Genomic DNA, 12,826 nt, shown 5'->3' with positions numbered 1-12,826 from the left:
TCGGTGAAGCGGGCGGCGGGCGGGGTCAGTCGGCGAGGACCCGGTCGAGGAAGGGCGCGACCGCCGCGCGCCAGGACTCCGGGTGGTCGTAGTGGGCGAGGTGCCCGGCGTCGGGAACCTCGGCGTAGACCCCCTGGGGGAGGACCCGGACCATCTCCTGGGCCTCGGCGCGGCCCAGTTCGCCGTCGAGGCCGCGGACGACCAGCGTGGGGCAGCGGACCTGGGTGAGCTCCTCCCAGTGCGCGTCGTACACCCAGGTCTCGCGGGAGCTGAGCATCTGCTCCGGGTCGAAGACCGGCCGCCAGCCGTCCTCGGACTCCTGCATCACCTCGGCGTAGAACGCACCGCGCGCCGGGTTCGGCCGCTCCACCCAGGGATCGTCCTCGCCGAACCACTTGCGGACGTCGGCGAGGCTGGCGAAGGGCACCGGCCAGGAGCGGAACCAGTCGGTCCACTCGCGCTGCGAGGCCGCGCCGAGCGCCGACGCCCGCATGTCGCAGATGATCACACCGCGCACCAGGTCGGGGCGCTTGGCGGCGAGCTGCCAGGCGGTCAGCGCGCCCATGGCGTGCCCGACGAGGAGGACGGGGGCGAGGCCGAGCTGTTCGACGGCGGCCTCCGCGTCCTCGACGTAGGCCTCGCGGGTGTAGGCGGCCGGGGGCGGCTTGTCGCTCTGGCCGTGGCCGCGCTGGTCGAGCGCCACGGCCCGGTGGCGTCCGGCGAGCCAGCGGGCGGTGGGCGCCCAGTGGGAGGCCCTGCCCATCAGGCCGTGCAGCAGCAGCACGCCTGGAGCGCCGGACCCCGCTTCCGTGTCCGGCCCGCCCCGCGACTTGGGCGGGTCGGCGAACTCCCAGGCGGCCAGCCGCACCCCGCCCGCTCCCGTCACGTCGATACGCCGTGCCATCGGCCTGGCACCCCCACTTCCGCCTGCCTCGTCGTCCGGCCTTCTCAGGCTATCGAATACATATTCGAAAAAGCTGTTTCCGCGGACAACACCCCTCCTTCGAGTGACACCACTCAAGGAATGATCGCCGCGGCCGAGGGGATCTCTTCTGGCAGGAGGCGGACCGCTCGGGGAAAAGCCGGTCCGACGGGGACGACCCTGGGAGCTCGGGGCTCCGGGTCGGCACAGGGGAGGTCGGGCCCCGGCGCCGCACGGCGCCGGGGCCCTCACCCGTCTCAGCGCTTCGCTACGAACACGTGCGAGGCGACGTCCGTCTCCAGCTCGGCCGCCTCACCGCCGCTGCCCACCAGCACCCCGCCGGCCGACTCCGTGACGCTCACCACCGAGCCGGGCTGCACACCCGCCCGCCGCAGCGTGTACATCAGCTGCGCGTCCGTCTGGATCGGCTCGCCGATACGGCGCACCACGACCGTCTTGCCGTCCGTCCCCGGGTCCAGGTCGGCCAGCGACACCATGCTCTCGTCCAGGAACGGATCCGCCCCGTCCTTCTCGCCCAGCTCCTCCAGACCCGGAATGGGGTTGCCGTACGGCGACTCGGTCGGGTGCCGCAGCAGCTCCAGCACGCGGCGCTCCACCGCCTCGCTCATCACGTGCTCCCAGCGGCACGCCTCCGCGTGCACCTGCTCCCACTCCAGGCCGATCACGTCCACCAGCAGGCACTCGGCCAGCCGGTGCTTGCGCATCACGCGCGTCGCCAGCCGGCGGCCCTCGTCCGTCAGCTCCAGATGCCGGTCGCTGGCCACGGACACCAGGCCGTCGCGCTCCATCCGGGCCACCGTCTGGCTCACCGTCGGCCCGCTCTGGTCCAGCCGTTCCGCGATGCGGGCGCGCATGGGGACGACGCCTTCCTCTTCCAGCTCGAGGATGGTGCGGAGATACATCTCCGTGGTGTCGATCAGTCCGGACATACGTGCCCCTCGATTACCTCTGCCGGCAGCCCGGCGCGTGCGCTGGCCCTGAACTCAATTCTGCCGGATCCCACCGACAAGCGTGCCGCCCCGGCGAAACGGGGACCGGGCCGGCGAGCGCGGCCGCCGGGGGCCGCCGACGGGCGCCGGCGCGCCGACCCGCCCCGCCGGCCCCGCGCCCCCTCCTGACGCTCCGCCACCCGCCGTATTGACACCGCACTGGTCCAGACCGCACCGTGATCCGCGACACAGACGCTGCGAAGGGGCACCGCATGAGCGACGGCACGCCTGCCGACCTGTTCTTCGACGCCGCCATCGGCCTGCTGCGACGGGTCCGCGACGAGGAGGCCGGCAACGTCGCCGCGGCCGGCGCCCTGCTCGCCGACACCGTCGCCGCAGGCGGCCGCCTCTTCGCCTTCGGCGCCGGGCACTCCTCCCTGGCCGCCCAGGACGTCGTCTACCGCGCGGGCGGCCTCGCCCTGATGAACCTGCTCGCCGTCCCCGGCGTCGTCGGCGTCGACGTCACACCCGCCACCCTCGGCTCCGCCCTGGAACGCGTCGACGGCCTCGCGAGCGCCGTCATCGACACCTCGCCCCTGCGCGCCGGCGACGCCCTCGTGATCATCTCCCTCTCCGGCCGCAACGCGCTGCCCGTCGAGATGGCCCTCGCCGCCCGCGCCCGCGGCGTCAAGGTCGTCGGCGTGACCTCGGTGGCGTACGCGGCGGAGACGACCTCCCGGCACGGCTCCGGCACCTTCCTCAAGGACCACTGCGACATCGTCCTCGACTCGAAGATCGCCGTCGGCGACGCCGAACTCACCCTCGACACCATCCCGGCGCCCTTCGCCCCCGCCTCCACCGTCGTCACCGCCGCCCTGATGCAGGCCGTCGTGGCGACGGCCGCCGCCGCCCTCGCCGACCGCGGCATCGAACCCCCGCTGCTGCGCTCCGGCAACGTCGACGGCGGACACGAATGGAACGGCCGCGTGATGCAGGAGTACGGCGACCGGATCTTCTACCGCCGCTGACCGCGGCGCCGCGGGCGCCGCCGGCCCGGACAGCCGGCCCCGCGGGCGCCGGCGCCCGCCGGGTCACTCCCCCGGACGCTCCCCCGGACGGTCCCGCAGCGCCTCCGCCAGGTCCAGCAAGGCCGCGATGCGAACGGCGACGTCCTCCGCGTACGCCGTGTCCGACCGCTCGAAACGGCTGCGGCCGGCCCCGCGCAGGAACGTCACCACGCCCAGCGTCCGCCCCCGGCTGCGCAGCGCCGCGCACAGCGCGTGCACCGCGTCCCCGGGCCACTGCCGCCGAAGCGCCCACTCCCGCGCCCGCTCGGCCGGCACCGACCCGGCGTCCGCCCGCACCGCCCCGGCCCGCTCCACGCACTGCAGCGCCGGATGCCCCTCCTCGTACCGCACGGGCAGCCCCGCCGCGCCCGACGGCAGACTCGGACCCGGCGCACCGGCGGGCGTCGCGGCCAGCCGCACCAGCCGCACCGGACCCGGCGCCCCCTCGCCCTCCTCCCGCGGCCCGCCCGCGACCCGGTCGATCAGGGCGTGGTCGGCGAAACCGGCGAGGGCGAAGTCCAGATGGACGGTCGCCGCCTCCACCGGGTCCTCGCACTCGGCCGCCGCCCGCGCCGCGCGGTGCAGCTGGTTCGTCCGGAACCGCAGCAGCGCCGCCTCCTGCTCGGCCTGCCTGGCCTCGGTGACGTCCTGGAACAGCCAGCCCACGCCGAGCGGCACCGGCTCCTCCGCGAGCGGCGACGCCAGCCGCAGGAACCCGCTGCGCCAGCAGCGCCGCTTCTCTCCCCCCGGCGTCCGCACGGTCACCCACATCTCGGCGGGCGCCGGCGGCGCGCCCTCCGCCAGGACGTGCGTGAGCGCCGCCTCCAGCTCCTCCACGCCCTGCGCGAGCAGCTCACCGAGCGGCCGCCCCAGCGCGGACGTGCGCCTGATGCCGAGTGCCCGCGCCGCGTGCGCGTTGACGACGGCGGGCCGCAGATCGGCGTCCACGAGGACGACCCCCCAGGACGCGTCCTCCAGCAGCGCCTCGCTCAGCGCGATGGACCGCTCCAGGTCGATCTGCGCGTGCACCTCGCTGAACGCGCAGTACACCCCCGCGGGCTTCCCGTCCGGCCCGCGCACCGCGGCGGACTGCGTCCGCACCAGCACCCGCCCGCCGTCCTTGGTCACCAGCGCGAACTCGTGCACCTGCCGGCCCGGGGCGTGCATCGCCGACATCAGCCGGGCCTGCACCTCCTCGGCGTCGGCACTGCGCACGGCCCACCCGGCGAACCCGTGCCGCCCGACCGCCTCGGCGGCCGTCCACCCCAGGATCCGCTCGGCCTCCCGGTTCCAGTGGGTCACGACCCCGTCGGCGTCGAAGGCACACAGTGCCGCGTCCATGCCGTCCAGCAGCGCGGCGAGCAGATCGGGGCCCCCCGACTCACCGGGCTCGTCCGGCCCCAGCTCGTCCGTGGTCCCACTCCGCCGCGAAGCACTCACCTGGACCCCCTGGAGGCTGCGTCCGCGCACGTACGGCGCTCGTTTCGCTCACTGGCCTTCATTCAACTGGAACGTGACACAGCACACATCCTGTTCCCTCAACTTCCCACGACGCAATCCCCGGCCCGCGGGGCCGCGCGGAGGCGCCGGAAAAACAGTTGAGCCGTTCCCATCGGGTTCCTAGGGTGTGGAGCACACGAGAGAGGAGGTGGTTCGGCAGATGTATGGAAACCGGACGCGTGAGGTGGCTGCGGGCTAGCGGCCCGTCACCACACTTGTGCGGTGCCGGACCGGCACGCCGACGGCGTGCAGCCGGCCCAATCTCAAGCAGTCACCCGGCCCGCGGGCTGCCGGTACGTCCGGCCGGCTCCTCCTCGGAGGGACCCAGCCCGCGGGTCGTCCGCGTTCTCAGGGGCTGAGGCGTTCCACGTCCCAGGCGCCGTCCGGTCGCGAGACGTAGCGCAGGCGGTCGTGGAGGCGGTTCTCGCGGCCCTGCCAGAACTCGACCGTGTCGGGGACGACGCGGAAGCCGCCCCAGTGGGGCGGGACCGGGACCTGTTCGCCCTCGGGGTAGCGGGCCTCCAGCTCGGCGTAGGCGGTGTCCAGCTCGGTGCGGGAGGCGATCACCGTGGACTGGGCGCTGGCCCAGGCGCCGAGCTGGGAGCCGTGCGGGCGGGTGCGGAAGTAGGCGGCGGTCTCGTCGCGGCCGGTGCGGCGGGCGGTGCCGGTGACGATCACCTGGCGGGCCAGCGGGTGCCAGGGGAAGAGCAGGCAGACGTGGGGGTTGGCCGCGAGGTCGCGGGCCTTGCGGGAGCCGTAGTTGGTGTAGAAGACGAAGCCCTCGGTGTCGTACTGCTTCATCAGGACGGTGCGGGAGCTGGGGCGGCCCGTGGCGTCCGCCGTGGAGACGACCATCGCGTTGGGTTCGTACAGGGTGCCGTGCAGGGCTGCGCGGGCGGCGTCCTCGAACCAGCGGGCGAACTGGTCCATGGGGTGGGTGACGAGGTCCTGTTCGGTGAGGCCGTCGGCCCGGTACTGCTTGCGCATGGCGGCGGGGTCGAGGGCGGGGTCCGGGAACGGGTCGCGGTCGGTCACGCGGTCATCTTGCCGTATCGAACGGGTCTGGCACCGAGTGCCGCAAGGTCTCCCCAAGCCGGGCACCGGGGGCTATCGTGCTGCTTCCCTTGCGGTTGGGTTGACCACGGGTGACCACCGGCCGATCGGGGCATCACCGGGGTGACCGCCGCCCACAGATCACGAGGAGCCGCCTGATGTCCGATTTCGTACCCGGGCTCGAGGGAGTCGTCGCGTTCGAGACGGAGATCGCCGAACCCGACAAGGAGGGCGGCGCCCTGCGCTACCGGGGCGTCGACATCGAGGACCTGGTCGGCCACGTGTCGTTCGGGAACGTGTGGGGGCTGCTGGTGGACGGCGCCTTCAACCCCGGTCTGCCGCCCGCCGAGCCGTTCCCGATCCCGGTGCACTCCGGCGACATCCGCGTGGACGTGCAGTCGGCGCTGGCCATGCTCGCCCCCGTGTGGGGGCTGCGGCCGCTGCTCGACATCGACGAGCGCGAGGCCCGCGACGACCTGGCGCGGGCCGCCGTGATGGCGCTGTCGTACGTCGCCCAGTCCGCGCGCGGGCAGGGGCTGCCGATGGTGCCGCAGCGGGAGATCGACAAGGCGCACTCGGTGGTGGAGCGGTTCATGATCCGGTGGCGGGGTGAGCCGGACCCCAGGCATGTGGCGGCCGTGGACGCGTACTGGACCTCCGCCGCCGAGCACGGCATGAACGCGTCCACCTTCACCGCCCGGGTCATCGCCTCCACCGGCGCGGACGTCGCCGCCGCGCTGTCCGGCGCGGTGGGCGCGATGTCCGGGCCGCTGCACGGCGGTGCCCCCTCGCGGGTGCTCGGGATGATCGAGGAGATCGAGCGCACCGGCGACGCGGAGGGGTACGTCCGGCAGGCGCTGGACCGCGGTGAGCGGCTGATGGGCTTCGGGCACCGGGTGTACCGGGCGGAGGATCCGCGGGCGCGGGTGCTGCGGCGCACGGCGCGGGAGCTGGGCGCGCCGCGGTTCGAGGTGGCGGAGGCGCTGGAGAAGGCCGCGCTGGAGGAGCTGCACAACCGGCGGCCGGACCGGGTGCTGGCGACGAACGTGGAGTTCTGGGCGGCGATCGTGCTGGACTTCGCCGAGGTGCCGGCCCACATGTTCACGTCGATGTTCACGTGCGCCCGTACGGCCGGGTGGTCGGCGCACATCCTGGAGCAGAAGCGGACGGGGCGGCTGGTGCGGCCTTCCGCGCGGTATGTGGGGCCGGGTCCGCGCAGTCCGCGGGACGTCGAGGGGTTCGCGGACATCGCCCACTGAGCGGGGCGGCTCGGGGGCGCGGGCGGCGGCGGGCCGGCGGTGGCCGGTCGCGCGGTTCCCGCGCCCCTGGGCGTGCCGCTCACGCGGGTGCCAGCAGGCTCCCGTGGTGCCTGCGGGCCGCCAGCGGGTGGGCCCGCAGCTTGCCCTTGAGCTCGTTGTAGCCGTATTCGGCGTAGAGGGGGTTGGCGGGGTCGGTCGTGATGCCGGGCGCCTTCGACGCGTGGGGGAAGGGGAGGCGTTCCACGCGCGCGTCCAGGCGGGGGTTGTAGAAGAACGGGACGGAGAAGCGCTCGGTGGCGCCGGGCGGGCTGACGACCCGGTGGTTGGTGGCGACCAGGTAGCCGTCGGTCGCCACTTCGAGGAGTTCGCCGAGGTTGACGACGAACGCGCCGTCGAGGGGCGGGACGTCGTGGAAGCGGCCGTCCTCGCGCTGGACCTGGAGGCCGCCGACCGTGTCCTGCAGGAGCAGGGTGAGGAAGCCGTAGTCCTTGTGGGCGCCGACGCCCTGGTCGGTGCCGTCGCCGGCGCTGCCGGGGTAGCGGACGAGCTTGAGGTGCGGGTGGGCGCGGTCGCCGAAGATCGGGTCGTAGAAGTCGGCCGGGGCGCCGATGGCGGTCAGCAGTTCGTGCAGGAGCCGGTGGGCGACCGCGCTCAGCCTGTCGATCCAGGCCAGGGCGGCCGTGCGGAGTTCGGGCAGGGCGGCCGGCCACTGGTTGGGGCCCTGGAGCCACCAGTACGGGGGCTCGCCGGGGCCGGGGACGCGGGCGGGGCGCTCGGGGCCGATGTCCAGCTGGTCGCGCCAGTCGCGGGAGCCGCCGGTGCGTTCGTCGCCGGTGCGGGTGTAGCCGCGGAAGTGCGGGGAGTTCACGTTGTCGAGGGCGAGCCGGTCGGCCTCGGGGAGGGCGAAGAAGGCGCGCATGGCGGTGAGCAGCGCCTCGGTCTCCGCCCGGGTGACGCCGTGCCCGACGAGCTGGAAGAAGCCGACGTCGTGGGCGGCGCTGTGCAGTTGGGCGTGGAGCAGGGCGCGGGCCTGCGGGCCGCGGTCGGCGGCCGACAGGTCGATGATCGGGAGTTGGCCGTACGACGGCGCCGCCGGGGTGTGCGCCGCCGGGGTGTGCGCCGTCTGGGTGTGCGTCGTCTGGACGTGCGTCGTCCGGGTGTGCGTCGTCATGGTGCGTCCGCGGGGTGTACGGGGCACGGGTGGCCGCCGAGGGGTGGGAGCGGCCCCCGGGTGCCGGAAAGACGGGAGAGGAGGGGGCTGGGTCAGGCGGGAAGGCGCCGACAGCCCATGCTCGTGACGCGCACGTAGTCCACGTGGCGGCGGCGGACGAGCATCAACAGCATGGCGCAAGGGTAACGCGCCGCCCGCGCGGTCCGTCCCGGCCCCTGCCGGCCGTGCCGGCCCGTGCGGTCTCGTGCCGGGCCGGTCAGCCCAGGGCCTGGTCCAGCAGCGCCGCCCACTGGGCGACGACCCGTTCGCGGCGGGCGGTGTCGTCGGTGAGGAGGTTGGCGAGGCCGAGGCCGCGGGCCATGTCGAGCAGGCCCTGGACGGTCTCGCGGACGCCGGGGCGGGTCTCGTCGGCGCCGAGGAGGTCGACGGCGACGCGGTGGCTCTCGCGGCCGACGCGTGCCTCCAGCTCGGTCACGCGGGGGCGCAGCTGCTCCTCGTCCCCGGCGGCGACCCACAGGTGCAGGGCGGCGCGGAAGAGGGGGCCGGTGTAGAGGTCGACGAGGGCGGTGACGACGGCCCGGCGGTCGCCCGCCGCGCCCTGCGGGAACAGGGCGCGCAGCGCGGTGGACCGTTCCTCGGCGACGTACTCGACGGCCGCCGTGAACAGGTCCTCGCGGGTCGGGAAGTGGTGCTGGGCGGCGCCGCGGGAGACGCCGGCCCGTTCGGCCACGGCGGCGACGGTGGAGCCGGCCCAGCCGTGCTCGGCGAGGCAGGCCACGGCGGCTTCCAGGAGCCGCCGCCGGGTGGCCCGGCTGCGGTCCTGTTTGGGGCTGCGGTCCTGCCGGGGCAGGCGGTCGCGCTCCGTCGTCGTGCTCACGTCCTCACACCACCCATGCCGCGTCCCGTCGTTCCAGGAAGGCCGTCATCCCCTCCCTGGCCTGGTCGGAGGCGAACAGCCGGGCCGAGAGCGCGGTCAGGGCGGCCGCGTCCCGGTCGAACGTCTCCAGCACCCTAGCCGTGAGCAGCCGCTTCGTCTCGGCCAGGGCCTGGGGCGAGGAGCGTCGCAGGCCGTCCAGGACGGGGGCGAGGGCGTCGTCCACGTCGTCGGCGGCCGCGGTGAGCAGGCCCAGGCGCACGGCTTCGGCGGGGCCGAAGCGTTCGCCGGTGAGGTAGTAGCGGGCGAGCGCGCGGGGGTCGGCGCGCGGGAGGACGGGCAGGGAGATCAGCGCGGGGGCGACCCCGATGCGGACCTCGGTGAAGGCGAAGGTGGCCGTGGCGGAGGCGGCGGCGATGTCGCACGCGGCGAGCAGGCCGAGGCCGCCGGCGCGGACGTGTCCGGTGACCCGGGCCAGGACCGGTTTGGGCAGTTCGACGATCTGCCGGAGCAGGCCGGCCAGCGCGTCGGGGCCGGGTGGGTCGCGCAGGTCGGCGCCGGCGCAGAAGGTCGTGCCGGTGTGGGTGAGGACGACGGCCCGTACGCCGGGGTCCTCGCCGGAGGCGGCCAGGGCGTCGGCGAGGCCGGCGACGAGGGTGCCCGAGAGCGCGTTGCGGGTGCCGGCGGCGTCCAGGCTGAGGACGTCGACGGCACGCGCGCGGGTGCGGCCGATCGGCGCGGTCACGGGTCCTCCGGGAGCCGGCGGCGCAGGCTGTCGCCGGAGGCGGCGCGGGGGGCGGCGCCGGCGGGGGCGGGCGGACGGCCGAAGCCGGCGGCGCGGCCCGGGGCGGCGTCGTGGGCGGGGAGCCCTGCGGGCGGGACGTCGGCGTACTCGCTGCGGAACACGGTTCCTCCAGGGCTCCAGGACTCCAGGACTCCAGTACGGACGGCTAGTACGACTTCGGCAGCCCCAGGGTCTGGTGGGAGACGTAGTTGAGGATCATCTCCCGGCTCACCGGGGCGATACGGGCCACGCGCGCGGCCGTGATCAGGGAGGCGAGCCCGAACTCGCGGGTGAGCCCGTTGCCGCCGAGGGTGTGCACGGCCTGGTCGACGGCCTTCACGCAGGCCTCGCCGGCCGCGTACTTGGCCATGTTGGCGGCCTCGCCGGCGCCGGTGTCGTCGCCGGCGTCGTAGAGCCGGGCCGCCTTCTGCATCATCAGCCGGGCCAGCTCCAGGTCGATGTGGGCCTGCGCCAGGGGGTGGGCGATGGCCTGGTGGGCGCCGATGGGGGTGTCCCAGACCGTGCGGTCGCGGGCGTACGCGACCGCTTTCGCCAGCGCGTGGCGCCCCATGCCGATGGCGAACGCGGCCGTCATGATCCGTTCGGGATTCAGTCCGGCGAACAGCTGCAGCAGCCCGGTGTCCTGTTCCCCGCCGCCGGGGGCGTGGGAGGCGTCTGCGCCGACGAGCGCGTCGTGGGGCAGCCGCACGTCGTCCAGGACCAGCTCGAACTGCTTCTCCGCGGCGGTGAGTTCCATGTCGATGCGGTGCCGGTGGAAGTTCTCGGCGCCGGTGGGGACGATGAACAGGCACGGCTTCAGGCGCCCGGTGCGGGCGTCCTCGGTACGGCCGACGATCAGGACGGCGTCGGCGGTGTCGACGCCGGAGACGAACACCTTGCGGCCGGTGAGCAGCCAGTCCGGGCCGTCCCGCCGGGCCGTGGTGGTGATGCGGTGGCTGTTGGACCCGGCGTCGGGCTCGGTGATGCCGAAGGCCATGACGCGGGTGCCGTCGGCGAGAGCGGGCAGCCACCGCCGTTTCTGGGCGTCCGTGCCGAAGCGGGAGATCACGGTGCCGCAGATGGCCGGCGAGACCACCAGCATGAGGAGGGGGGAGCCCGCGGCGCCCAGCTCCTCCAGGACGATGGCGAGTTCGGTGATGCCGCCGCCTCCGCCGCCGTGCTCCTCGGGGAGGCTGACGCCGAGGTAGCCGAGCCGGCCCGCCTCGGTCCACAGTTCGGTGGGGGGCCGGCCTTCCGCGACGGTGCGGGCGAGGTAGTCGCGGCCGTAGCGTCTGCCCAGGGCGGCCACCGCGGCTCGCAGGGCCTGGTGCTCTTCGGATTCGGCGGGGGCGGTCATCGGACTCCTTCGGGCTGCGGGTGATCCGTGGGCGGGCGCGCGGTCCCTAGGGGGCCTGGACCACCGCCAGCACCGTGCCGGGCCGCACCTGCTGTCCCGGCTCGGCGTGCAGGGCGGTGAGCGTTCCCGCCGCCGGCGCGGAGATCAGGTGCTGCATCTTCATCGCCTCCAGCCAGATCAGGGGCTGGCCGGCGCCGACCGCCGCCCCCTCCGCCAGGCCCTCGGCGACGCGTACGACCGTGCCCGGCATCGGGGCCAGCAGGGAGCCGGGGACGAGCTGGGCGGCCGGGTCGGGGAAGCGGGGCAGCGCGGTCAGGCGGGTGGAGCCGACGTACACCTCGTCGCCGTACACGGCCACCGGGTACCGGCGCCGCACGCCGTCGGCTTCGAGGACGACCAGGTCCTTCCCGACGTGCACGATCCGCACCCCGTCGGCCGCGAACCCCTGCCTCGTGTGCCGGTAGCGGACCTCGTGCTCCTCCCCCGCCCTCGCGTACCGCTTCACCTGCGGCTGCGAAGGGAGGTTGCGCCAGCCGCCGAAGCGGGAGCGGCCGTGGGCGTCGGCGAGGGCGGCGGCCAGGGGGGCGTGGGGGTCGGGGGCGGGCCCGGTCAGTGCGCCGAGGTGGCGGTCGTAGAAGCCGGTGTCCGTGCGGGCGGCCGTGAACTCCTCGTGCCGCAGGGAACGCACCAGCAGGTCGCGGTTGGTGACCGGGCCGTGCAGCTCCGTGCGCTCCAGCGCGCCCGCGAGCCTGCGGACCGCCTCCGCGCGGGTGGGGGCGTGGGCGACGACCTTGGCGAGCAGCGGGTCGTAGTGGACGGTGATCTCGTCGCCGTCCTCGTAGCCGGTGTCCAGGCGGATGCCGCCGGGCACGGCGAGGCGGTGCAGGCGGCCGGTCTGCGGGGCCCAGTCGTGGGACGGGTCCTCCGCGTAGAGGCGGGCCTCCACGGCGTGGCCGCGCGCGCGTGGCGGCTCCTGCGGGAGGGCGCGGCCCTCGGCGACGCGGATCTGCTCCGCGACCAGGTCGAGGCCGAAGACCGCTTCGGTCACGGGGTGCTCGACCTGGAGGCGGGTGTTCATCTCCAGGAAGTGCGCTCGCTCGCCGGCGACCAGGAACTCGACGGTGCCCGCGCCGACGTAGGACACGGCGCGTGCCGCGCGGACGGCCAGCGCGTGCAGTTCGGCGGTGAGCCGCTCGGACAGGCCCGGTGCCGGGGCCTCCTCGATCACCTTCTGGTGGCGCCTCTGGAGGGAGCAGTCGCGGGTGCCGAGCGTCCACACGGTGCCGTGCGTGTCGGCGAGGACCTGCACCTCGACGTGCCGTCCGCCCTCCACGTAGGGCTCGACGAACACCTCCCCGTCCCCGAAGGCGCTCGCCGCCTCGGCACGCGCCGCCTCCAGGGCCGCCGCCAGCTCCGGCAGGCGCCGTACGACCCGCATGCCGCGCCCGCCGCCGCCCGCCGCCGCCTTCACCAGCACCGGCAGGTCGGCCTCGGTGACGTCCCGCAGGGGCTCGACGCCCATCAGTTCCTTGGCGCGGGTCTTGGACGCCATCGCCTCCACGGCCTCGGGGGGCGGGCCGATCCAGACCAGGCCGGCGTCGCGGACGGCGCGCGCGAAGCCGGCGTTCTCCGACAGGAAGCCGTACCCGGGGTGCACGGCGTCCGCGCCGGAGGCCAGGGCCGCCCGCACGATCAGGTCGCCGCGCAGGTACGTGCCGGCGGGCGCCGCCCCCGGCAGCCGTACCGCCGTGTCGGCAGCGCGCGCGTGCAGGGCGCCCTCGTCGGCGTCCGAGTGCACGGCGACCGTGCGGATGCCGAGTTCGGCGCAGGTGCGGAAGATCCGGCAGGCGATCTCGCCCCGGTTGGCGACGAGGACGGTCGATATCACG

General features: G+C 74.9%; 12 protein-coding genes. 2 read left to right on the top strand and 10 right to left on the bottom strand.

The window, feature by feature from the left end:
- Window positions 1-25 precede the first annotated feature (25 nt).
- Both ABZ261_RS27910 and ABZ261_RS27905 read right to left on the bottom strand, forming a co-directional pair.
- Complete coding sequence (locus ABZ261_RS27910; RefSeq protein WP_356863852.1) at window positions 26-904, bottom strand: alpha/beta hydrolase; 879 nt, start codon at window positions 902-904, stop codon at window positions 26-28.
- Window positions 905-1,179: 275 nt separating this feature from the next.
- Window positions 1,180-1,872, bottom strand: a complete 693-nt coding sequence (locus ABZ261_RS27905) for a metal-dependent transcriptional regulator (RefSeq protein ID WP_356863850.1) — start codon at window positions 1,870-1,872, stop codon at window positions 1,180-1,182.
- 272 nt (window positions 1,873-2,144) lie between these two features.
- Between ABZ261_RS27905 and ABZ261_RS27900 the strand changes: the two genes are divergently transcribed.
- A complete protein-coding gene (locus ABZ261_RS27900; protein ID WP_356863848.1) occupies window positions 2,145-2,900 on the top strand; it encodes an SIS domain-containing protein in 756 nt (251 codons plus the stop codon).
- 63 nt (window positions 2,901-2,963) lie between these two features.
- Here the strand turns inward: ABZ261_RS27900 and ABZ261_RS27895 are convergent, their stop codons facing one another.
- Both ABZ261_RS27895 and pdxH read right to left on the bottom strand, forming a co-directional pair.
- Window positions 2,964-4,379, bottom strand: coding sequence for a PAS domain-containing protein (locus ABZ261_RS27895; protein WP_356863847.1), 1,416 nt, complete (start codon window positions 4,377-4,379; stop codon window positions 2,964-2,966).
- Between the two features lie 408 nt (window positions 4,380-4,787).
- Window positions 4,788-5,474 (bottom strand): pyridoxamine 5'-phosphate oxidase, encoded by a 687-nt coding sequence (pdxH, locus tag ABZ261_RS27890; RefSeq protein WP_356863845.1) that lies wholly within the window; start codon window positions 5,472-5,474, stop codon window positions 4,788-4,790.
- Between the two features lie 176 nt (window positions 5,475-5,650).
- Here pdxH and ABZ261_RS27885 point away from each other — a divergent pair, with 176 nt between their 5' ends.
- Complete coding sequence (locus ABZ261_RS27885; RefSeq protein ID WP_356863843.1) at window positions 5,651-6,751, top strand: citrate synthase 2; 1,101 nt, start codon at window positions 5,651-5,653, stop codon at window positions 6,749-6,751.
- Window positions 6,752-6,830: 79 nt separating this feature from the next.
- Here ABZ261_RS27885 and ABZ261_RS27880 read toward each other — a convergent pair whose 3' ends face one another.
- From ABZ261_RS27880 to ABZ261_RS27855, 6 genes are all read right to left on the bottom strand, one after another.
- Window positions 6,831-7,922: a 2-oxoglutarate and iron-dependent oxygenase domain-containing protein gene (locus ABZ261_RS27880; protein WP_356863841.1), complete on the bottom strand. Its 1,092-nt coding sequence runs from the start codon at window positions 7,920-7,922 to the stop codon at window positions 6,831-6,833.
- 256 nt (window positions 7,923-8,178) lie between these two features.
- Entirely contained in the window at window positions 8,179-8,799 is a 621-nt protein-coding gene (locus ABZ261_RS27875) for a TetR/AcrR family transcriptional regulator (protein ID WP_356863839.1), read from the bottom strand.
- A 4-nt stretch (window positions 8,800-8,803) separates the two neighbouring features.
- Window positions 8,804-9,541 carry an enoyl-CoA hydratase family protein gene (locus ABZ261_RS27870; protein WP_356863837.1) on the bottom strand — a complete coding sequence of 246 codons (738 nt, stop codon included), beginning with the start codon at window positions 9,539-9,541 and terminating at the stop codon, window positions 8,804-8,806.
- The gene (locus tag ABZ261_RS27865; RefSeq protein WP_356863835.1) at window positions 9,538-9,702 is read right to left on the bottom strand and encodes a hypothetical protein; all 165 of its coding nucleotides are present in this window, start codon (window positions 9,700-9,702) and stop codon (window positions 9,538-9,540) included. The genes ABZ261_RS27870 and ABZ261_RS27865 overlap by 4 nt, the downstream gene beginning before the upstream one ends.
- A 44-nt stretch (window positions 9,703-9,746) precedes the next feature.
- The gene (locus ABZ261_RS27860) at window positions 9,747-10,937 is read right to left on the bottom strand and encodes an acyl-CoA dehydrogenase family protein (protein WP_356863833.1); all 1,191 of its coding nucleotides are present in this window, start codon (window positions 10,935-10,937) and stop codon (window positions 9,747-9,749) included.
- A gap of 46 nt (window positions 10,938-10,983) precedes the next feature.
- Entirely contained in the window at window positions 10,984-12,825 is a 1,842-nt protein-coding gene (locus tag ABZ261_RS27855) for a biotin carboxylase N-terminal domain-containing protein (RefSeq protein ID WP_356863831.1), read from the bottom strand.
- Window position 12,826: the final 1 nt, after the last annotated feature.

This window comes from Streptomyces sp. NPDC006193, from assembly GCF_040613915.1.
In the GTDB taxonomy this organism is placed as follows: Bacteria; Actinomycetota; Actinomycetes; order Streptomycetales; family Streptomycetaceae; genus Streptomyces.
This window is presented reverse-complemented; position numbering and strand designations above follow the sequence as displayed.